Source organism: Micromonospora mangrovicola, from assembly GCF_047200535.1.
Taxonomy (GTDB): domain Bacteria; phylum Actinomycetota; class Actinomycetes; order Mycobacteriales; family Micromonosporaceae; genus Micromonospora.
This window is the reverse complement of the sequence record NZ_JBJZOG010000016.1, coordinates 59,198-79,781: the sequence shown is the minus strand read 5'-3', so window position 1 is coordinate 79,781 and position 20,584 is coordinate 59,198. Positions and strand designations below refer to the sequence as shown.

Annotated in this window: 19 protein-coding genes; 10 read left to right on the top strand and 9 right to left on the bottom strand. The window is 72.7% G+C overall.

The features are described 5' to 3' along the window. Window positions 1–9: 9 nt before the first annotated feature. The 6 genes from ACL02O_RS09660 to ACL02O_RS09635 all read right to left on the bottom strand — a co-directional run bounded on the left by ACL02O_RS09660 (window position 10) and on the right by ACL02O_RS09635 (window position 7,829). Complete coding sequence (locus ACL02O_RS09660) at window positions 10–843, bottom strand: SRPBCC family protein (RefSeq protein WP_412817654.1); 834 nt, start codon at window positions 841–843, stop codon at window positions 10–12. Further along, entirely contained in the window at window positions 840–3,242 is a 2,403-nt protein-coding gene (gene cutA / locus ACL02O_RS09655) for an aerobic carbon-monoxide dehydrogenase large subunit (RefSeq protein WP_412817653.1), read from the bottom strand. Before cutA ends, ACL02O_RS09660 begins: the two co-directional genes overlap by 4 nt. Next, complete coding sequence (locus ACL02O_RS09650) at window positions 3,239–3,721, bottom strand: (2Fe-2S)-binding protein (RefSeq protein WP_412817652.1); 483 nt, start codon at window positions 3,719–3,721, stop codon at window positions 3,239–3,241. The genes cutA and ACL02O_RS09650 overlap by 4 nt, the downstream gene beginning before the upstream one ends. Next, window positions 3,708–4,586 (bottom strand): FAD binding domain-containing protein, encoded by an 879-nt coding sequence (locus tag ACL02O_RS09645; protein WP_412817651.1) that lies wholly within the window; start codon window positions 4,584–4,586, stop codon window positions 3,708–3,710. The genes ACL02O_RS09650 and ACL02O_RS09645 overlap by 14 nt, the downstream gene beginning before the upstream one ends. After that, window positions 4,583–6,034 (bottom strand): uracil-xanthine permease family protein, encoded by a 1,452-nt coding sequence (locus tag ACL02O_RS09640; RefSeq protein WP_412817650.1) that lies wholly within the window; start codon window positions 6,032–6,034, stop codon window positions 4,583–4,585. Before ACL02O_RS09640 ends, ACL02O_RS09645 begins: the two co-directional genes overlap by 4 nt. 124 nt (window positions 6,035–6,158) lie before the next feature. Beyond that, on the bottom strand, window positions 6,159–7,829 hold the full coding sequence (locus ACL02O_RS09635; protein WP_412817649.1) for a PucR family transcriptional regulator: 1,671 nt from the start codon (window positions 7,827–7,829) through the stop codon (window positions 6,159–6,161). 61 nt (window positions 7,830–7,890) lie between these two features. Between ACL02O_RS09635 and ACL02O_RS09630 the strand changes: the two genes are divergently transcribed. The 5 genes from ACL02O_RS09630 to ACL02O_RS09610 all read left to right on the top strand — a co-directional run bounded on the left by ACL02O_RS09630 (window position 7,891) and on the right by ACL02O_RS09610 (window position 13,331). Continuing rightward, window positions 7,891–8,640, top strand: a complete 750-nt coding sequence (locus ACL02O_RS09630; RefSeq protein ID WP_412817648.1) for an oxamate carbamoyltransferase subunit AllH family protein — start codon at window positions 7,891–7,893, stop codon at window positions 8,638–8,640. Next, the gene (locus ACL02O_RS09625) at window positions 8,637–10,121 is read left to right on the top strand and encodes a hypothetical protein (RefSeq protein WP_412817647.1); all 1,485 of its coding nucleotides are present in this window, start codon (window positions 8,637–8,639) and stop codon (window positions 10,119–10,121) included. Before ACL02O_RS09630 ends, ACL02O_RS09625 begins: the two co-directional genes overlap by 4 nt. Continuing rightward, window positions 10,118–11,527 (top strand): YlbE family protein, encoded by a 1,410-nt coding sequence (locus tag ACL02O_RS09620; protein WP_412817646.1) that lies wholly within the window; start codon window positions 10,118–10,120, stop codon window positions 11,525–11,527. Before ACL02O_RS09625 ends, ACL02O_RS09620 begins: the two co-directional genes overlap by 4 nt. An 87-nt stretch (window positions 11,528–11,614) precedes the next feature. Further along, window positions 11,615–12,184, top strand: a complete 570-nt coding sequence (locus tag ACL02O_RS09615) for a nucleotidyltransferase family protein (RefSeq protein ID WP_412817645.1) — start codon at window positions 11,615–11,617, stop codon at window positions 12,182–12,184. Beyond that, complete coding sequence (locus ACL02O_RS09610; RefSeq protein WP_412817644.1) at window positions 12,177–13,331, top strand: XdhC family protein; 1,155 nt, start codon at window positions 12,177–12,179, stop codon at window positions 13,329–13,331. The genes ACL02O_RS09615 and ACL02O_RS09610 overlap by 8 nt, the downstream gene beginning before the upstream one ends. Before the next feature lie 55 nt (window positions 13,332–13,386). On the opposite strand, the gene glpX is transcribed toward ACL02O_RS09610, so the two are convergent. Beyond that, a complete protein-coding gene (gene glpX, locus ACL02O_RS09605) occupies window positions 13,387–14,418 on the bottom strand; it encodes a class II fructose-bisphosphatase (protein WP_412817643.1) in 1,032 nt (343 codons plus the stop codon). Window positions 14,419–14,577: 159 nt separating this feature from the next. Here glpX and ACL02O_RS09600 point away from each other — a divergent pair, with 159 nt between their 5' ends. The 3 genes from ACL02O_RS09600 (at window position 14,578) to ACL02O_RS09590 (ending at window position 17,313) form a co-directional block, all read left to right on the top strand. Beyond that, window positions 14,578–15,336 (top strand): DUF4245 domain-containing protein, encoded by a 759-nt coding sequence (locus tag ACL02O_RS09600; protein WP_412817642.1) that lies wholly within the window; start codon window positions 14,578–14,580, stop codon window positions 15,334–15,336. Between the two features lie 112 nt (window positions 15,337–15,448). Further along, window positions 15,449–16,258 carry a hypothetical protein gene (locus ACL02O_RS09595; protein ID WP_412817641.1) on the top strand — a complete coding sequence of 270 codons (810 nt, stop codon included), beginning with the start codon at window positions 15,449–15,451 and terminating at the stop codon, window positions 16,256–16,258. A 212-nt stretch (window positions 16,259–16,470) separates the two neighbouring features. Further along, on the top strand, window positions 16,471–17,313 hold the full coding sequence (locus ACL02O_RS09590; protein WP_412817640.1) for a hypothetical protein: 843 nt from the start codon (window positions 16,471–16,473) through the stop codon (window positions 17,311–17,313). A 53-nt stretch (window positions 17,314–17,366) separates the two neighbouring features. Here ACL02O_RS09590 and ACL02O_RS09585 read toward each other — a convergent pair whose 3' ends face one another. Continuing rightward, on the bottom strand, window positions 17,367–17,579 hold the full coding sequence (locus ACL02O_RS09585; RefSeq protein ID WP_412817639.1) for an exodeoxyribonuclease VII small subunit: 213 nt from the start codon (window positions 17,577–17,579) through the stop codon (window positions 17,367–17,369). 13 nt (window positions 17,580–17,592) lie between these two features. Further along, window positions 17,593–18,828: an exodeoxyribonuclease VII large subunit gene (gene xseA / locus ACL02O_RS09580; RefSeq protein ID WP_412817638.1), complete on the bottom strand. Its 1,236-nt coding sequence runs from the start codon at window positions 18,826–18,828 to the stop codon at window positions 17,593–17,595. Window positions 18,829–19,018: 190 nt separating this feature from the next. Here xseA and ACL02O_RS09575 point away from each other — a divergent pair, with 190 nt between their 5' ends. Next, the gene (locus tag ACL02O_RS09575) at window positions 19,019–20,008 is read left to right on the top strand and encodes a 4-hydroxy-3-methylbut-2-enyl diphosphate reductase (RefSeq protein ID WP_412817637.1); all 990 of its coding nucleotides are present in this window, start codon (window positions 19,019–19,021) and stop codon (window positions 20,006–20,008) included. Between the two features lie 64 nt (window positions 20,009–20,072). Then, entirely contained in the window at window positions 20,073–20,489 is a 417-nt protein-coding gene (locus tag ACL02O_RS09570) for a hypothetical protein (RefSeq protein ID WP_412817636.1), read from the top strand. The last annotated feature ends 95 nt before the right edge of the window (window positions 20,490–20,584 follow it).

The window sequence follows — 20,584 nt, the reverse complement described above, 5'->3', positions numbered from 1 at the left end:
CTCCCTCGCTCAGCGACGGCCCGCTACCAGGCCGCCGACCACCGCGCCCAGCAACGCGACGCCGGCGCCCGCCGTCACACCCAGCGCGAAGTCGCCGTCGGGCCGCAGGCCACCGACCAGCGCGCCGAGCAACGTGACGCCCGCACCGGACACCAGTCCCAGGACGAGGTCACGAGCCGACCGTTGGCCGGCGGGCGCGGGTGCCGGCGGCCGGGTGTAGACCAACGGCTGCGTACTCGGCTGCGGCTGCCCGCCCGCCGCCTGGGTGCCTGCCGGTTCCGGCGTGGCCGTTGGCTGTGTGCCTGCCGGCGGCGCGCCCACCGGTGCCGGTGCGGGAGCTTGCGCCTGTACCGGCACCCGTACCGGCACCTGCACGGGCGGCGGTGCCGCCACCGGCGCGGGCTCGCCGGTGAGCACCGCGTCCACCGCCGAGAAGAACTCGCCGGCCGTCTTCTTCGCCACGCTCGCGAGGACGCGCTGACCGACCCCGCCGATCATGCCGCCCACCACCGCGTCCGCGTCGTACGACAGCAGCGTCGTGCCGTCGCCGTTCTCCGCGAGCGTGACCGTGACGTCGGCCGACACGGTGCCGGGCGCGCCCGCCCCGGACGCACAGAGCACCAGCGAGTGCGGCGGCCGCTGATCGCTCAGGCGGATCGCGCCGGAGAACGAGCCCTTGATCGACGCCACCCCGGCGGTGACCGTCGCCCGGTAGGCGTCCGCGCCCGCCTGTTCGAGCCGCTCGCAGCCGGGGATGGTCCGCACGAGCACGGCGGGGTCGTTGAGCACGGCGTACACCGTCTCGACCGGGCCGTGCAGGACGGCCGTGCCGGACACCTTCATTTCCGAACTCCCCTCGTCACTCCCGGCACCTCGCCGGCCTGGTGCCGCCCGCGCAGCTCCCACAACTCGGCCGGCGAGATCGGCATCCGGTCGATGCGGAACCCCTCGGCGTCCTCGATCGCGGCCGCCAGCACCGCCGCGCCGGGGATGACCCCGGCCTCACCCGCGCCCTTCACCCCGAGGGGGTTGAGCGGCGACGGCGTCTCCAGGTGGTCGATCTCCACCATCGGCACCTCGGAGGCGTACGGGATCAGGAAGTCCATGTAGGACGCGTTCAGCAACTGCCCGTGCTCGTCGTAGACGATCCGCTCGTACAGCGCCCCGCCGACACCCTGCGCGACACCACCATGGACCTGGCCTGCCACGATCCGCGGATTGATCAGCGTCCCGCAGTCGTGCACCACGCAGTACCGGAGGATCTTGATGTCGGCCGTCTCCGGGTCGGTCTCCACGATCGCGGCGTGCGCGCCGTTGGCGAAGGTGGAGCGCAGCGGCGAGTAGTAGTCGGTGGCCTCCAGCCCCGGCTCCTCGCCCGCCTCGACGGGCGGCCGGTCGGTACGCCCGCCGACCGCGAACTGCGTGGCGCGGGCGGTCTCGGCGTCGAAGGCGTACCGCAGCGGGTTGGCGAGCACGGCGACGGTCTTCAGGGGGATCTCCGCGCCGGCCGACGACCGGACGACGCCATCGACGATGTCGAGGTCGTCGGTGGGGCAGTCCAGGGCCTCGGCGGCGATCCGCAGCGCCTTGGCGCGTACCTTGCGGGCGGCCAGCGCGACCGCGTTGCCGCTCATCACCGCCGCCCGGGAGGCGAAGGTGCCGACGGCGTACTTGAACCGGCGGGTGTCGCCGGTGACGACGGTGACGTCCTCGACCGGTACCCCCAGTTCCTCCGCCGCGACCTGCGCGAAAACGGTCTCGTGGCCCTGGCCCTGGGTGGTCAGGCCGGTCGCGACGTGCACCTGCCCGGTCGGCTCGACCCGCACGTGCGCGCCCTCGTACGGCCCGACACCGGTGCCCTCGACGTAACAGGCCAGCCCGATGCCGACCCGCCGGCCCTCGGCGCGGGCCCGCTCGCGGTAGGACGCGAAGTCGTCCCAGCCGATCAGCTCCCGGATCTTGTCCAGGGTGGCCGGGAAGTCGCCGGAGTCGTAGACCAGCCCGCGCCCGTCCTGGAACGTCAGCCCGTGGTCGAACGGCATCTCGTCGGGCCGGATGAGGTTGCGTTCGCGCACCACCGCCCGGTCCAGCCCCAGGTGGTCGGCGACGGCGTCCATGGTGCGCTCCATCGCGAACACACCCTGCGGCCGGCCCGCGCCGCGGTAGGGCGTGACGATGACGGTGTTGGTGTAGAGCGAGTGGAACTCGACCCGGTAGGCGCCCGGTTTGTACGGCCCGAGCAGCTGGGTGGCGGTGATGACCGGCACGACGATGCCGTAGGGCGTGTAGGCGCCGTTGTCGTGCAGGAACTCGACGTCGAGTCCGAGCAGGTGGCCCTCCGCGTCGAACCCGACCCGTACGGTGTGCCGCTGGGCCCGCTCGTGCGCCGAGGAGATGAAGTGTTCCCGACGGTCCTCGGCCCACTTGACCTCCCGGCCGAGCCGGATGGCGGCCCACGGGACGAGGATCTCCTCGGGCCATGGATGCATGATCTTCACGCCGAAGCCGCCGCCCACGTCGGGCGTGACGACCTCGACCCGGTCGACGGGCACGCTCAGCTTGTGCGCGAGCGCGAACCGCAGCGAGGTGGACGTCTGAGTCGAGGAGTAGACGCGCAGGCTCCGGTCGTGCGCGTCCCAGCGGGCGTACACCCCCTTGCCCTCCATCGGCATCGAGGCGGAGCGTTCGACGTCGAGGTGGAGTTCGAGCCGGTGCGGCGCCGCGTCGACGGCCGCCCGCGCGTCGCCCACCTCCTGGACGAGGTGCGCGGCCACGTTGTCGGGAACGTCGTCGTGCACGGCGTGCTCGGCCCGGAACGCGCTGTCGATACCGACGACGGGCGGCAGCGGCTGGTACTCCACCCGGATCCGCTCGCACGCGTCCTCGGCGAGGTAACGGTCCCTGGCCACAACCATCACGACCGGCTCGCCGACGTGCTTCACCACGCCGTCGGCGAGCGGGCGGGCGGTACGTGGCGCCCGCAGCGCCGGGTGCGGGATCAGGATCGGCAGCGGCTCGGCCACCTGCCCGACAAGGTCGTCGTACGTGTAGATCGCCACCAGCCCGTCGACGTCGAGCGCGTCGGTCACGTCGATGTCGACGATCCGCGCGTGCGCGTGCGGGCTGCGCACGAACGCGGCGGCGAGGGTGCTGGGGTTTCCGAGGTCGTCGAGGTATCGGCCCTGTCCGGAGACCAGCCGCGGATCCTCCAGGCGCGCGATCGGTTCGCCGAAGACCTTCACGATTCGCTCCGCATGATGTCCGCAGCCTGCAGGACCGACGCCACGATGTTCTGGTATCCCGTGCATCGGCACAGGTTCCCGCCGATCGCCTCGCGCGCCTGCGCCTCCGTCGGGTTTGGGTTGTCGCGCAGATACGCCGTGATCGTGGTGATGAATCCCGGCGTGCAGAACCCGCATTGCAGGCCGTGGCAGTCCTGGAACGCCTGCTGCACCGGGCCGAGCCCGCCGTCCGGCGTCCGGCAGCCCTCGACGGTGGTGATCTCGGCGCCGTCCACACTGACCGCGAATAGCAGGCAGGAACGCATCGGAACGCCGTCGACCAGCACCGTGCACGCTCCGCAGACGCCGTGCTCGCAACCCACGTGGGTGCCGGTGAACTCCAAGTCGTGCCGCAGGCAGTCGGCGAGCAGCCGCCGCGCCGGCACCCGGACGGACCGTTCGATCCCGTTGACGGACAGCCGGATGTCATGGTCGGACATGTGTGCTCGCTTCCTGCGCCGCGGCCCGCAACGCCCGGGCTGTCAGGACGCCGGCCAGGTGCCGACGGTAGGCGGCGGTGGCATGGATGTCGTCCTCCGGATCGATCGCCGCGGCGACCACGGCCGCCGCGGCGGCCCAGTCGGCCACGTCGGCGGGCCGGCCGACGACCGCGTCGGCGAGGTCGACGAGCACCGGCACCGGTCCGACCGAGATGAGGGCGGCCCGCGCGGCGACGATCCGCTGGTCGGGGTCGAGCGTCACGAGTACGCCGACACCGCAGAGGGCGTAGTCGCCGTGCCGGCGGGACAGTTCGAGCCAGGCGCTGCCGGTGCCGGGCGGCGGTGCCCGGAATGTCGCCGACACGGCCAGTTCCCCCGGCCGTACGCAGGACTCCAGCGGCCCGACGAAGAAGTCTCTCGCGGGGACCGTGCGGCGACCGCCGGCCGCCGCCAGGGTGACGTGGCCGTCCAGCAGAGTGAGCACCGCGGGCAGTTCCGCCGCCGGGTCGGCGTGCACCAGGCTGCCGACGGTCGTGCCCCGGTTGCGGATTGTCGGGTGCGCGACGTGTTCGGTGGCGCGCCGCAGGAGCGGGATGGCGGCGTACGCGGCCGGGTCGCGCGCCAGGTCCGCGTGCCGGGCGAGCGCACCGACCTCGACGTCACCGTCGACCACCCGGACGTAGGCCAGTTCCCGCACGGTGTTGACGTCGATCAGCTTCCGGGGCGCGGCCAACCGCATGTTGAGCATTGGCACCAGGCTCTGGCCGCCGGCGAGCACCTTGCCGTGCTGGCCGGCCTCGGCGAGGAGGTTGAGGGCCTCGCCGAGGCCGGCCGGCCGGTGGTAATCGAAGGATGCCGGCTTCATGACACCTTCGAGGCGTCGACCTCGTCACCGGGCCGCTGGGTCGGGGCGACCGGGGCCGGCGCGGCGGTCTCGGCGAGCTGCTGGTCGCGCAGGTGTGGCGGGGCGATGGCGCGGACCAGGTGGTAGCTCACCACGGTGACGATGGTGCCCAGCGCGATCCCGGCGAGTTCGAACTCCGAGCTGAACACCAGAGAGGTGTTGCCGATGGCGATGATGATGCCGGCGGCCACCGGGATCAGGTTGATCGGGTTGCCGAAGTCGACCCGGTTCTCCTTCCAGATCTTCGCGCCGAGCAGACCGATCATGCCGTAGAGCACGACGGTGATGCCGCCCAGGACGCCGCCGGGCGTGGCCGAGACCAGCGCCCCGAACTTCGGTGAGAAGCCGAAGAGGATGGCGACGAGGGCGGCCACGTAGTAGGCGGCCGTGGAGTAGACGCGGGTCGCGGCCATCACGCCGATGTTCTCGGCGTACGTTGTGGTCGGCGACCCACCGACCGCACTGGCCAGGGCGGTGCCGACGCCGTCGGCGGCGATCGCCTTGCCCATCACCGGATCGAGGTCATTGCCGGTCATCTCGGCGACGGCCTTGACGTGCCCGGCGTTCTCCGCGATGAGCGCGATCACGGCGGGCAGCACGAGCAGGATGAACGCGAACTTGAAGTCGGGCAGGTGCCAGCCGGTGATCTCCTTGCCATCCGCACCGGTCGTGGTGTGCGGCGGGAAGCCGAACCAGTCGGCGGAGCGGACGCCGTCCCAGTTGACCCGGAAGTGCTCGGTGGTCTTGCCGGCACCGGGATCGAACGAATTGATCTTACCGAAGATCAGGTCGAGGACCCAGGACAGCAGGTACCCGAAGACCAGGCCGAGAAAGATCGCGATCCGGCCGAGGAAGCCCCGGAAGCCGACCGCCATCGTCATCACGGCGAGCATCGTCACGAGGGCCACCCACTGGTCCTGCGGCCAGTAGACACCGGCCACCACCGGGGCGAGGTTGAAGCCGATCAGCATGACGACCGCGCCGGTCACCACCGGGGGCAGCACGGTGTAGAGCACCTGCGGGCCGAGCAGATGGATCGCGACGCCGCACAGGATGAGGATCACGCCGGCCACCAGGATGGAGCCGGTCACCTCGGCTGAACTGCCGCCCTGTGCCCGGATGGCCACCACACCGCCGACGAACGATGCCGAGGTGCCGAGGTAACTCGGCACCACCCCCTTGACGATCAACAGGAAGCAGATGGTTGCGATGCCGCTCATCATGATCGCCAGCTGGGGGTTGAGCCCCATGATGATCGGGAAGACGAATGTGGCGCCGAACATCGCCACGACGTGCTGTGCGCCGAGTCCGACCGTCCGGGGCCAGGAGAGCCGCTCGTCCGGTCGTACCACCTCACCCGGTGGTGGCGTCTTGCCGTCGTGCACGACCCGCCATCCCAGCAGGGCCATGTACGCTCCTCTCGTTGGCAGCTCACGGCGCGCCAGCGCCGAATTGCCGATCAGGATGGGTCGCGGGTGACCAACGACACATGGGCAAATGTCGCCAATATTGCGGCGCAGGCTTGGCGGACTTTCACAGGCCCCGGATTTCCAGCACCCGTAGGGCCAGCATCAGGTCGAGCCGGAGGGCCGGTTCGCTGGTGAACGGGCCGACCATGCGCTCAAGCTTTCCGATGCGGTAGCGCAGCGTGTTGTAGTGGAAGTGCAGCCGGCGCGCGGTCTCGGCGACGTTGCAGTTCGTCTCGAGCAGCACCGCGAGGGTGCGCCGCAGGTCGGAGTTCTCCGGGTTGTCGACGGCCAGTTCGCCGAGCGCGTCGGTGAGGAAGCCGCGCAGCTCCGCCCGGTCGGTGATGAGCGACAGCAGCCGGTGCACCCCCAGCCGGTCGAACCTCGTCCGCGCGCCGTCGCCGTGCAACCGCCGCCCGATCCGCACCGCCGCCCGGGCCTGCTCATAGGCTTGCACGAGGTGCTGCGGTCCGTCGGTGGGGCGCGAGACGCCGAGCGAGAAGGAGCGCCGCCCGCCGCCGCCGTCACCCTTGACGAGCCGGACCAGGTCGGCGACCAGCCGGTCGAGGTCACCGTCCGCGGGTAGCCCGAGCAGCACCACCACCTCCCGGTTGAAGTTGACGACCGCCGCGCGGGGGTCGCGCCAGCGCACGACCGACTGCCAGGCGGCCGCGAACCGCTCCTCGACCGGCCGCAACTGCGGCGCGGACGTGGCCGGCGGCACCGCATCGGCATCCAGTTCGGCGACCACGACGACCGACGGCCGATCGATCTCCCAGCCGAACGAGCGGGCGTGCGTGACGGCCGCCGACAGGTCCTCCACCCGGCCGGCGAGGAGGTCGCGCAGGAAGTCGGCCCGGTACTTGCTCTCCACGGCGGCGACCGCGAGTTCCTTGGTGATCGCCAGCGCCGCCACGGTCGCGGCGCGCTCCAGGTGGTGCACGTCGGCGTCGGTCAACGGAGACAGCGGGCCGGCCGGGAACGCGACGATCCGGCCGTGGTCCACCCGGCCCGCGACGATGGGCACGACGACGTGGTCGCCCCTGGACTCGATCAGGAACCTGCCCGACGGGTCGAAGCCGCCGGTGATCTCGCCCGCCCGGGCGAGCACCCGCCCGTCCGGCGTGGTGATGAGCGCCGGACCACCCAGCAGCCGGGTCACTTCGGCCGCCAGGTCGCCCAGGTCCCCGCCGTCGAGCACCACCGCCGCCAGCGCGCGGTGCACCTCCTCGCTGCGGGCGAGCACCGCCGCCTGCCGGTTGAGCAGTTCGGCGAGGACCTCGTTGAGTACGTCGGCGAAGCCGACGCCGGCCGGGACCTCGAGGATCGGGAAGCCCCGCCGGTCGGCCTCGGCGAGCATCGTGGCCGGCACCTCGTCGAGGTACCGGTGCAGCTTGATCGCCAGCGCGGCGAGGCCGCGGTCGTCCAGCTCGCCGACCAGGCTGACGAGCGCCTGCGGATCCTCGCGGAGCGGGTAGCCGGTGGTCAGCAGCAGCTCGTGCGGCTTGACCCAGGACAGGATGTCGGGCACTTCCATGATGTTCAGGTACCGCACGATCCGGTCGAGGCCCGTCGCGCCGGCCAGCACCCGGACGCCGGCCAGCGACGAGACACCGAGGATCTCCCGTACCCGAAGGCCCACGGCGGGGGTGGCCCGTTCCGGCATGGCGGGGGAGGCCCGCTCCGGCTGGGCAACATCAGCCGAAGAAGTGGCCTCACCGTTGGCACCTTCGACCATCAACGCACGATAGACCGCTCACCTACCTTCAGGACACCCTCAGTGAGGAGGAGGTGTCCGTATGCGGCTTCGTCCGGTCGCCGCCGCGGCGTCGGTCGCCCCGGTACTGCTGCGTCCCCGGCATCCGGTCGCCGTCGCCGCCGTCACCGCCCATGCGGTCTATCTACGGACCGACGACCCCGCGTGCCCCGCGGTCTGCCTGTCGACCCCGCGTGCGGTCCGGGTGCCGTGCGCGCTCGTCCTCGGTACCGACGCGCCCCCGCCCGAGCTGCGAATAGGCGACACCGGGTCGCTCGGCGGCGGCGAGCTGACGGTGGGTGGGACGGCGTACCGGCCGGCGCGTTGGTGGCGCCCGGCCCGCCCGCGGGCCAGCGGTCGGCTCCCCATTACCTACCTGCCGCCGCTCGACCCCGCGACCGCCACCGCGGTCAGCCGGCTCGCGGCGGCCCTCGCGGCCGGAACGTCGCTCGCCGGGCCGGTCGCCGAACTCCTCGGACGCGGACCCGGGCTGACCCCGCTCGGGGACGACGTGCTCGCCGGGGCACTCGTCACGCTCCTGGCGACCGGCTCACCCGCGGGCCCCACGCTGGCCGCGGAGGTCATGCGGGAGGCGTTCCGGCGCACCGCGTTCGTCTCCGCCGCGCTGCTCTGGCACGCCGCGCGCGGCGAATGCGTCCCGCAGTTGGCCGCCCTGCTCACCGGCGCACCGGGGGCGGCGGAGGCGCTGCTGCGCGTCGGCCACACCTCCGGTGCCGGTCTGGCGCACGGGGTACGCGCCGTCTCGACGATTTCCGGTGAGGTGACCGCATGACCAGCCATGTCGAACTACGGCGCGGCAGCTATCGCGACTCGGTGCGCCTGATGCAGGTCAGCCGCGCGGTCAACGGCACCCCAGGGGTTTCGGCCGGGCTCGTCGCCATGGCGACCCCGCTCAACCTCGACCTCGCCGCCGGCCTGGGGTTCCCGCCGCCACCGGATGCCACACCCAACGACCTGCTGGTCGCGGTCGCCGCCGCCGACGACGACGCGCTGCGGGCCGCGCTCGCCCGGCTCGACGCCGAACTGGACGCCGTGGCCGCCCCGGCCGCGGGCACGCCGGAGGTCGCGCCGCGCACGGTCGGTTCCGCCGTACGGCGGCTCGGGGCGAACCTGACACTTGTCTCCACACCCGGCCGGTACGCGTTCGCCGACGCGATGGACGCGCTGGCGGCCGGCACGTCGGTGATGGTGTTCTCCGACAACGTCCCGATCGCCGAGGAGATCCGGCTCAAGGAAGCCGCCTCGGCGCGCGGGCTGCTCGCGATGGGGCCCGACTGCGGCACGGCGGTGATCGGCGGGGTCGGGCTCGGGTTCGCCAACGTCGTACGCCCCGGACCGGTGGGGCTGGTCGCCGCGTCCGGCACCGGCGCCCAACACATGATGTGCCTGCTCGACGCGGCCGGGGTCGGTGTGTCGCACGCCCTCGGCGTGGGCGGGCGGGACCTGTCGGCGGCCGTGGCGGGCCGGAGCACGCTCGACGCGCTCGACGCGCTCGACGCCGACGACGCCACCGAACTCATCGTGGTGATCTCCAAACCCCCGGCGCCCGAGGTCGTCAGCCGGGTGCGTGAGCACGCCGCGCGCCTGGCGACGCCGGTGGTGTTCGCGTTGCTCGGTGCGGGCCGCCCCGACCTGACCGCGGTCGCCGCCGACGTGCTGCGCCGGCTCGGCACCCCGGTCCCGTCGCCCTGGCCAACCTGGCTGCCGGCCACGCCGCCGGCCGGTACCGGACGGGCGCTGCGCGGGCTGTTCTCTGGCGGGACACTCTGCGACGAGGCGATGCTCATCGTGAGTGGGGCGCTGGGACCCGTACGTTCGAACATCCCGCTGCGGCCGGAGTGGGCCCTGCCGGCCGACCTGACCGCGGACGGCCACACGATGATTGATTTTGGCGACGACGCGCTGACCCGGGGCCGCCCGCATCCGATGATGGACTGCGCTGGGCGCGTCGACCGGCTCCGCGTCGAAGCCGCCGATCCGGCGTGCGGTGTGGTGCTGCTGGACGTCGTACTCGGGCACGGCTCGCACCCGGACCCGGCCGTGGAGTTCGCGCCGGCGATCGCCGCCGCGCGCGTCCCCGTCGTCGTTTCGCTGGTCGGCACGGCGAGCGATCCACAGGGCCTCCACCGGCAGGCCGCCTCGCTACGCGAGGCCGGGGCCGTTGTCTTCGCGTCCAACGCCGAGGCGGCCCGGCACGCCGCCCACCTGGTGAGTCACCCCGCCCAGCTCGCGTCTCCGGAGGCCGCCCCATGATCGACCTCGCCGCCGAACCCCGGATCGTGACCGCGGGCGTCGGCCTGCTCGACGAGGCGCTGGCCGCACAGGCCGTCGCGCACCTGCCGGTGCAGTGGCAGCCGCCGCTCGCGGGCACCGAGGAGGCCCTCGCCCGGGTCCTCGCCGACCCACGCCGCGGTGCCGCGAACGCCGAGGCGACCCGGCGGATGCTCGCGGCGGGCGCGGCCCTGGTCGACGTCCGCCCGGCCGCCGAGGTGCTCGGGCTGCGGCCGGGGCAGTTCTGCCACGCCGGGCCCCCGGTCACCTGGGAGCGCGCATCCGGGCCGATGCGCGGTGCGTTGATCGGCGCGATGCTCTTTGAGGGTCTGGCGGATTCCCCAGACGAAGCGTCGGCGCTGCTCGCCGCCGGGCGCGTGCAGTTCGAACCCTGTCATGCCCGCGGCGGGGTCGGGCCGATGGCCGGCGTCGTCTCGCCCTCGATGTGGGTGTTCGTGCTGCGCGACGAGACCCACGACCGGATGAGCTGGTGCAGCCTCAACGAGGGCCTCGGCAAGGTGTTGCGCTACGGTGCCTATTCCCCCGACGTGCTCGACCGGCTCCGCTGGATGTCGGTGGTGCTGGGACCCGCGCTGCGGACGGCGCTGCGACGCAGCGGACCGATCGACGTCAAGGCGATCATCGGGCAGATGGTGCAGATGGGCGACGAGGGCCACAACCGCAACCGGGCCGGCACCCTCATGCTGCTGCGCGACCTGCTTCCGCACCTGGTCGACGCGGGGCTGCCGGCCGCCGATGTCGCCGAGGTCGCCCGGTTCGTCGGCGGAAACGACCACTTCTTCCTCAACCTCGTCATGCCGGCGGCGAAACTGCAGACGGCGGCGGCAGCGGGCATTCCCGGTGCCACGGTGGTCACCGCGATGGCCCGCAACGGTAGCGACTTCGGGATCCAGGTCTCGGGTACCGGCGACGCCTGGTTCACCGGCCCGGCCGAGGTGCCGTCCGGGCTGTTCCTCGGCGCGTACGGCCCGGACGACGCCAACCCGGACATCGGTGACTCGGCGATCACCGAGACGGCCGGGCTGGGCGGCTTCGCCATGGCCGGCGCACCGGCGATCGTCCGCTTTGTCGGCGGCACCGTGCCCGACGCCTTGCGCACCACCGCGGAGATGTATGAGATCACCATTGCCGAGAACCCGGCGTACGCGCTGCCGATCCTCGACTTCCGTGGCGCGCCGACCGGCATCGACGTCGTCTCCGTGGCCCGTACGGGCCTGCGCCCCCAGATCAACACCGGCATCGCCGGCCGGGTGGCCGGCACCGGGCAGGTCGGCGCCGGTCTCGTCCAGCCGCCGGTGGAGTGCTTCATCGCCGCGCTGTCCGCTTTGGCGTCGGCCGCGCCGCCGGTGCATGCTGCGGATGGGTGACCGGCCAACCGGCGGGCACCGGCCGCGGCGCGTGGGGAGGGCAGCAGGCATGACCACCGAAATCCGTCGGCGGACCCGGGACCGGGGATGACCACGGCGGGACTGGTCCTCGCCGCGGGCGCCGGCCGGCGCTACGGGATGCCGAAGGCGCTCGTCCGACGCTCCGGGCAACTGCTCGTCGAACGGTCCGTCGCGGTACTCCGCCAGGCGCGCTGTTCGCCCATCGTCGTGGTGCTCGGTGCGGCTGCCGGCGAGATCCGTGCCCGGGCCGACCTCGACGGCGTCATCGCGGTGGACAATTCGCTCTGGGAAACGGGCATGGGATCCTCGCTCCGGGCCGGGCTGGCCGCGCTCGCCGACACCGATGCCACCGCGACGGTGGTGCTGCTGGTCGACATGCCGGGCGTGACGGCTGCGGCGGTGCGTCGGGTTGCCGCCGACGCCGGCCGGGCCAACCTGGTCGTGGCCGGATACGGCCAGAAACGTGCCGGTCATCCGGTGCTGCTCGGCCGCGACCACTGGGCGGGCGTGGGCCTCTTGGCGGTGGGTGATGTCGGCGCGCGAGCGTACCTGCAGGCCAACCGCGCGGCGGTGCGGGTGGTGCCGTGCGCCGACGTGGCCGACGACCGCGACCTGGACGTGGTGCCCGATGCGTGAGGTCCTGGACGAGCTGCTGCGCTGGTGGCGCGCCGGACAACCGGTGGCCATGGCGACCGTGACCGGGACCTGGCGGAGCGCGCCACGGCCGGCCGGCGCGACGATGCTGGTCGGCCCGGACGGTACCGCCGTGGGCAGCGTCTCCGGTGGCTGCGTCGAGGCCGACGTTTACGAGCTGTGCCAGCAGGTCCAGGTGTCCGGCGAGCCCCGGACGGCGCGGTACGGCGTCAGCGACGACGACGCGTTCGCCGTCGGCCTGACCTGCGGCGGCATCATCGACGTGTTCGTCGAGCGGGTCGACCGGGACCGCTTCCCCGAGCTGCCGGAGGTGGCCGCCGCGATCACCGCGGAACGTCCCGCGGCGGCGGTGACCTGCATCGAAGGCCCAGCCGGGCGACTCGGCCGGCACCTGATGGTCACGGCCGACGGGTGCCTCGGCACGCTCGGCTCGGCCCGGATCGACGCCGCTGTCGCCGACGACGCGCGCGGCATGCTGGCCCTCGGAAGCACCGGCCCGCTGCACTACGGGGTCGACGGGCAGCGGCGCGGCAGCGGCCTGACGGTCCTGGTCAGCGCGTTCGCGCCCCGCCCCAGGATGATCGTGTTCGGGGCGATCGACTTCGCCGCCGCCGTCGCCCGCGTCGGTGTCTTCCTCAACTACCGGGTCACCGTCTGCGACGCCCGGCCGACCTTCGCCACCCCGCGACGGTTTCCCGACGCCAGCGAGGTGGTTGTCGACTGGCCGCACCGCTACCTGGCCGCCGAGGCCGAGGCGGGCCGGACCGACGAGCGTACCGTCGTCTGTGTGCTCACCCACGATCCCAAGTTCGACGTGCCGGTGTTACGGGTCGCCCTCGACCTGCCGTTGGCGTACGTCGGCGCGATGGGCTCGCGGCGTACCCACGACGAGCGGATGACCCGGCTGCGCGAGGCCGGCGTGCCGGAATCGGCTCTTGCCCGGCTTGCCTCGCCGATCGGGTTGAACCTGGGCGCACGCACCCCGGAGGAAACCGCGGTCAGCATCGCCGCCGAGATCATCGCGAACCGTTGGGGCGGCAACGGCGGCCCGCTGTCCAGCGCCACCGGTCGCATCCACCGGGACCCCGCCGCCCCCACCCGCGTCAACCGTCGGCCGCCCGGAACGTGAGCAGCCGAGTTGCGCTGCCCGGCCCGTGGTGCGGGCGGCGGCGTCCCGGTCGTGGTCACTCCTGTTCGGCCAGGGGCCGGCCGTCGAAGTCGACCGCCGAGTAGAGGGCGAGCTTCTCCAGCCGGTGGTACGAGTCGATGACCCGGATCGTGCCGCTCTTCGAACGCATCACGATCGACTGGGTGTACGCCCCACCCGCCCGGTAGCGGACGCCACGCAGCAGGTCGCCCGAGGTGACCCCGGTGGCCACGAAGAAGCAGTTGTCCCCGGTGACCAGGTCGTCGGTGAGCAGCACCCGGTCCAGGTCGTGCCCGGCGGCGAGCGCCTTCTCCCGCTCCTCGGCGTCCTTCGGCCACAGCTTGGCCTGCATCATGCCGCCCATGCACTTGAGGGCGCAGGCCGCGGTGATGCCCTCCGGGGTGCCACCGATGCCCATCAGCACGTCGACGTCGGACTCGCCCCGGGCCGCCGCGATGGCGCCGGCGATGTCGCCGTCGGAGATGAACCGGATGCCCGCCCCGGTACGCCGGATCTGCTTCACGAGGTCGTCGTGGCGCGGCCGGTCCAGCACGCAGACCGTTACCTCGGCGGCGTCGGAGCCCTTGACCTTGGCGATCCGTCGGATGTTCTCGGCCACCCCGGCGTTGATGTCGACCACGTCGGCGTACATCGGGCCGACGGCCAGCTTCTCCATGTAGAAGACGGCGCTCGGGTCGAACATCGCGCCGCGCTCGGCCACCGCGAGCACCGCGAGGGCGTTCGGCATGCCCTTGCTCATCAGGGTGGTGCCGTCGATCGGGTCGACCGCCACGTCCACCTCCGGACCGGTCCCGTCGCCGACCTCCTCGCCGTTGAAGAGCATCGGGGCGTTGTCCTTCTCGCCCTCGCCGATCACCACGACGCCCCGCATCGGGATCGAGTTGATCAGCTTGCGCATGGCGTCGACGGCTGCGCCGTCGCCGCCTTCCTTGTCGCCCCGGCCGACCCAGCGGCCGGCGGCCATCGCCGCGGCCTCGGTGACCCGGACCAGGTCGAGGGCGAGGTTGCGGTCGAGGTTCTGGGGGGTCCGCGTCCTGGTGGTTGTCATCACGGCTTCCTCCTCGCGACGTTGCGGGGTGGACCGGCGGTACACGGCCGTCGCCGCCGCCGGCTTTGTCGCTGATCCTCACACGATCTCAGGTTCCGCGTCGGAGCGGGGCGGAGGAGGCCAGGATCACGTCACCCGGAGGGCTGCGAGAATGGCCGGGTGGAACCCGCACACCCTGCCGACCGTGTACCGACCGACGCCACTCCGCCGGACGGCCAGCCGCCGGTCCGGTCGACCGCCGGCCCGGCCCCCGAGGTCGGCGAACCGGCTCTGGTCGAGCCGTCGCCCGCGCCGCCGGCCGCCGGCGAGCCGGCTCTGGTCGAGCCGGTCGAGGGGGCGGCCCGGGGTGGCGCGAGCAGCCACCCGGCCGTCTCGGGCGACCAGCCCGCCCTGCCCGCCCGCAGGGAGAAGGCACGCTCCGAGCGGTCGCCCCGGGACATGGCCCTCTCGCTGCTGGTCCTGCTGGTCCCGATCGTGCTGCTGCTCGCCTTCTACCGGGGTTTCCTCGGCGGGGACGAGCCGGCGACCGTCGACCCGGCGCCCGCCGTCGAGCAGGCCCGGGCGGCCGGTGCCTTCCCGGTCAGCCAGCCCGAAGGACTCGGTGCGGGCTGGCGTACCGTCAACGCCCGCTACCGGGCCGAGTCGGGCGGCGCGACGCTGCGGATCGGCTACGTGACCCCGGAGGGCCGGGGCGCGCAGCTCGTGGAGAGCAGCGTGCCGGCCGACAAGCTGCTGCCGGCCGAGCTGAAGGGCGGCCAGCCACAGGGACCGGCGGACCTGCCCGGCGGCAGCTGGCAGCGCTACACCGCGCGGGACAACGAGCAGGCCCTCGTGCTGCTGGAGCCGAACCGTACGGTGATCGTGATCGGCGACGCCCGCGAGAACGAGTTGCGGCAGCTCGCGACCGCGTTGCGCTGACCGGCGGCGGCCCGCCGCCCCTCGGTAGTCGGACCGTTCCGTTACGCTGCCCCGGTTTGGCAAACCGGCACACGTGACGTGTCCCGGACAGCTCACCGGAAAGAGATACAACGTGAACCTTCGACGGTGGAGCGTCGGCGTCCTCGCCGCCGCCCTGTTCGTGCCCGGCCTGGCCGCCTGCAAGACCGAGGCCGACTCGCCGGCCGCCGAGAGCAAGTCCGCCGCCCCGGCGGTCCCCGCCGACCCGAAGGAGGCGCTGGCCGCCTCCACCGAGGAGATCAAGAAGGGCAACTTCACCTTCACCATCTCCGGCGGCGAGTTCAACGGCGAGGGCACGGTGCACATGCCGTCCAAGAGCGCCGAGATGAAGCTCAGCAGCGGTGCGGGCTCCGGTGACGACATGAAGATGCACCTGGTCTTCATCGACGCCGACAGCTGGGTCAAGCTCGACTTCGGTGCGATGGCCGACTCGATCCCCGGCTTCAAGGAGATGAAGGACAAGTACCAGCACCTGGACCGCAGCAAGATCAAGGACGCCGACGAGCTGAACTTCGACTTCGCGGACGTCGACCCGGCGGGCAGCGACAAGATGATCGACGCGATCACCGACGTCAAGAAGACCGGTGAGGGCACGTACGCGGGCACCCTCGACGCCACCAAGGCGACCGACTCGGACGTGCTCGACGCCGAGGCGATCAAGACCCTCGGCGACAAGGCCAAGGCCGTACCGTTCACCGCGAAGCTCGACCCGCAGGGTCGGCTGACCGAGTTCGCCGTCGAGGTGCCCGCCGCAGGCAGCATCCCGGCGTCGACGGTGACCGTCAACTACGCCGACTACGGCTCCGCCACCGCCGTCCAGGCGCCGCCGTCCAACCAGGTCGTCGAGGCGTCCGACAACGTCTACGAGATGTTCAAGGCCTGATCCGGGCCCGGGCGGGGGTGCCATCCGGCGCCCCGCCCGACCGGTCACACCGGACAGGGATTGCGGAACACCGCTTCAGGGAACAGAAGAGGGCACGAGCCGACCAGGCCGCAACGGCGGCCGGACGGGCTCGTGCGCCGGAGCCGCCGTGAGGGCTGCGGCGCCAGCCTCCGGCACCTCGTGGGCCGGACGACCCACCTGGAGAGGTTCACGTGAAGATTCGACGCCTCAGCGCGGCGGCCTTCGCCGCGGCGCTGCTTGTCCCCGGCCTGACGGCCTGCAACGACACCGGGACCGGCGAGGCGGGGGCCTCCGCGTCCCCCACGGTCTCGAACAGCATCGCCCCGAGCGGTACGCCGGGCACCGGCGACGCCAAGCAGGCGCTGCTCGACTCCACCAATGCCATCCGCCAGGGAAACTTCCGGTTCACCATGTCCGGCGCGGGCTCCACGGCTGAGGGGCAGGTGCATCAGCCGAGCCAGAGCGCGCAGATGCGGATGACGATCGGTGACCCGTCCTCCGACCTGATGATGAAGCTGGACCTGATCCACTTCAAGCCGGACAGCTGGGTGAAGCTGGAGCTCGGTGGCAAGGCCGCGAGCAGCATCCCCGGCGTGCAGAAGCTCAACCTCGGCAAGTACCAGCACCTCGACCAGAGCCGGACCAAGGGCAACCGGGCGCTCGGCTTCGACTTCGACCAGCTCGACCCGGCCGGCAGCGCCGTGCTGACTGAGGGGATCACCGAGGTCCGGCAGACCGGCGACGGGACCTATGCGGGCACCGTCGACGTGTCGCAGGCGGCCCAGGCGGGCTCGCTCGACCCGGCCGTGATCACCGCGCTCGGGGCGCAGGCGAAGGACGTCCCGTTCACCGCCAAGGTCGACCCGCAGGGCCGGCTCAGCGAGCTGGTGCTCCAGGTGCCGGCCGCCGGGCAGAACGCCGCCCAGGACATCAAGATCACGTACTCGGACTACGGCAACGCGACCGCCGCCCAGAAGCCGCCGGCCGACCAGGTCGTCGAGGCGCCGCCGGAGTTCTACAACCTGTTCAACTGAGCACGACACGATCGACGGGACGGCCGAACCGCCGTCCCGTCGATCGCGTCCGGCTACTCCTCGGCGCGCTGCCGCGCGGCGTCGATCCGGGCCCGCGCGCCGTCCAGCCAGCGTTGGCAGATCCCGGCGAGCTGCTCGCCGCGCTCCCAGAGCGCCAGCGACTCCTCCAGCGACGTGCCGCCGGCCTCCAGCCGCTCGACCACCTGGGCCAGCTCGGCGCGGGCCTGCTCGTAGCTGAGCCGCTCGTCCTTCTTCTCGTGACTCATCGGTCCCATCCCATCAGCCGTCCACGGTCGCGGCGAGCTCGCCCTCGGCGAGGCGTACCCGCAGCGGGTCGCCCTTGGCCACCTCGGACGCCGCACGGACCACGTGCCCGTCGGCGCGCTGCACGATCGCGTATCCCCGGTCGAGGGTCGCCGCGGGGGAGAGGGCCCGCAGCCGGGCCAGGGTGTGCCGCAGGTCGTCGCCGGCCGCGCCGAGCCGGTGGTCCAGGCAGCGGCCGGCCCGGTCGCGCAGCGCGGTGACCTCGGTTGCCCGCTGGTCGACCATCACCTGCGGGCGGGCCAGCACCGGTCGGGAGCGGAGCAGGTCGAGGCGGTGCGACTCCCGGTCGACCAGGTTGCGGACCGCCCGCTCCAGCCGGGACCGGGCCTGACCGATGAGGCGGACCTCCTCGGTGAGGTCGGGAACGATCCGCTTGGCCGCGTCGGTCGGCGTGGAGGCGCGTACGTCGGCGACGTAGTCCAGCAGCGGCGCGTCGGTCTCGTGGCCGATCGCGCTGACCACCGGCGTGCGGCAGGCGAACACCGCCCGGCAGAGCGCCTCGTCGGAGAAGGGGAGCAGGTCCTCGATGCTGCCGCCGCCCCGGGCGATGACGATCACGTCGACGGCCGGGTCGGCGTCGAGCACCTTGAGCGCGTCGACGATCTGCGGCACCGCGCTCGGCCCCTGCACGGCGACGTTCACGGTCCGGAACTCCACCGCCGGCCAGCGCCGCCGGGCGTTGGTGAGCACGTCCCGCTCGGCGGCCGAGGCGCGGCCGGTGATCAGCCCGATCCGGCCGGGCAGGAACGGCGGGCGTCGCTTGCGGGACCGCTCGAAGAGCCCTTCGGCGGCGAGCAGCTTCTTGAGCTTCTCCAACCGGGCCAGCAGCTCGCCGAGCCCGACCTGGCGGATCTCGTCGGCGCGCAGGCTGAGCGTGCCCCGGGCGGCGTAGAACTCGGGCTTGGCGTGCAGCACGACCCGGGCGCCCTCGCGCAGCTCGGGCGCACCCGCGTCGAGCACGTCGCGATTGGTGGTGACGGTGAGGCTGAGGTCCGCCGAGGGGTCACGCAGGGTGAGGAAGACGGTGGTCGCGCCGGGCCGGCGGCTGATCTGCGCCACCTGCCCGTCCACCCAGACCCAGCCCAGCCGGGCGATCCAGGCGCCGATCTTCTGGCTGACCACCCGGACCGGCCACGGCTCGTCCGACGTGCTCCGCCCCGGCTCTCCGCCGCCCTGCCCCACCTCGCTCACCCGCCCACCCTAAGTCCCACCCCCGACGTCCCCCGCGTCGATCATGAAGTTGACGGCGGTGTCGATCTTTGCGGACCCTGGTCGGTGCTGCCGGTCCGCCCGCGTTCTGCCGGGCCGTACCCCGGCCGTACCACGACGGCTCCGGGTCGTGGCCGCTGCCGGGTGAAAACCGGGCACGTACGATGGTCGGGTGACTGAGCCTGACACCACTCCCCGGACCGGTAAGCGCGTGCTCCTGGCCAAGCCCCGCGGCTACTGCGCGGGCGTGGACCGGGCGGTGCAGACCGTCGAGGAGGCGTTGAAGCTCTACGGCGCCCCGATCTACGTCCGCAAGCAGATCGTGCACAACAAGCATGTGGTGCGGACCCTGGAGGCCAAGGGCGCGATCTTCGTGGAGGAGAACGAGGAGGTGCCGGCGGGCGCCACCGTCATCTTCTCCGCGCACGGCGTCGCCCCCGAGGTCTACGCGCAGGCCAAGGAGCGTTCGCTCAAGGCGATCGACGCGACCTGCCCGCTGGTCACCAAGGTGCACCAGGAGGCCCGCCGGTTCGCCGCCGAGGACTACGACATCCTGCTGATCGGGCACGAGGGGCACGAGGAGGTCATCGGCACCGCCGGTGAGGCCCCCGCCCACATCCAGCTGGTGGACGGCCCGGACGGCGTCGACAAGGTCACGGTGCGCGACCCGAGCAAGGTCGTCTGGCTCTCCCAGACCACCCTCTCCGTCGACGAGACGCTGGAGACCGTGGCCCGGCTCAAGACGAGGCTGCCGCTGCTCCAGTCGCCGCCCAGCGACGACATCTGCTACGCCACCTCCAACCGGCAGCACGTGGTCAAGGAGATCGCACCGGACTGCGACGTGGTGATCGTGGTCGGCTCGCGCAACTCCTCCAACTCGGTACGCCTGGTCGAGGTCGCCCTGGACGCCGGCGCCCGCGCCGGGTACCTGGTCGACTTCGCCCACGAGATCGACGACGCCTGGCTGGCCGACGCCCGTACCGTCGGGGTCACCTCCGGCGCCAGCGTGCCGGACGAGCTGGTCCAGCAGGTGCTCGGGCACCTGGCCGAGCGGGGCTTCACCGACGTCGACGAGATCACCACCGCCAACGAGCGGCTGACCTTCTCGCTGCCGCAGGAGCTCAAGCGGGACATGAAGGCCGCGGCGACCGCCCGGGCCTGAGTCGGACGGCGTGCCCGGGCCACCGGCGCGGAACGGAATGCGGGCGGCGCACGTCCGATCCGGTATGAAGACCCTTCGGACGGCGGTACCGGCCCTGCTCCTCTGCGCCGCCCTGGGTGCCTGCGGGGGCCAGGGCACCGACAACGGCAACCCGCCCCCCGAGCCGCCAGGAGGCACGCGGATGACCGTTTCCCCGAGCGGCGGCCCGTCAGGCCCGGTGGATCCGACCGTGCCGCCGACGACCAAACCGACCGGGCCGAGTCTGCCGCCCGGCCCGGGGGCGCAGACCCTCACCGGCACCGTCGAGGCCGGGGTGGAGCCCAACTGCCTGTTGCTCGACGGGTACCTGCTGGTCGGCGGCCCCCGCGACGTGCTGCGGCCGGGTACGAAGGTGACCGTCACCGGTCAGGCGCAGCCCGACATGATGACCACCTGCCAGCAGGGCACCCCGTTCGTGGTGGAGGCCGCGAGACCCGCCTGAGGCGAGCGCGGACGTCGGCGGCGCCGCTGACCAGGAACCGGCCCCGGACGCGCGGAAGGCCCGCCCCCACCGGGGACGGGCCTTCCGGCTCACCG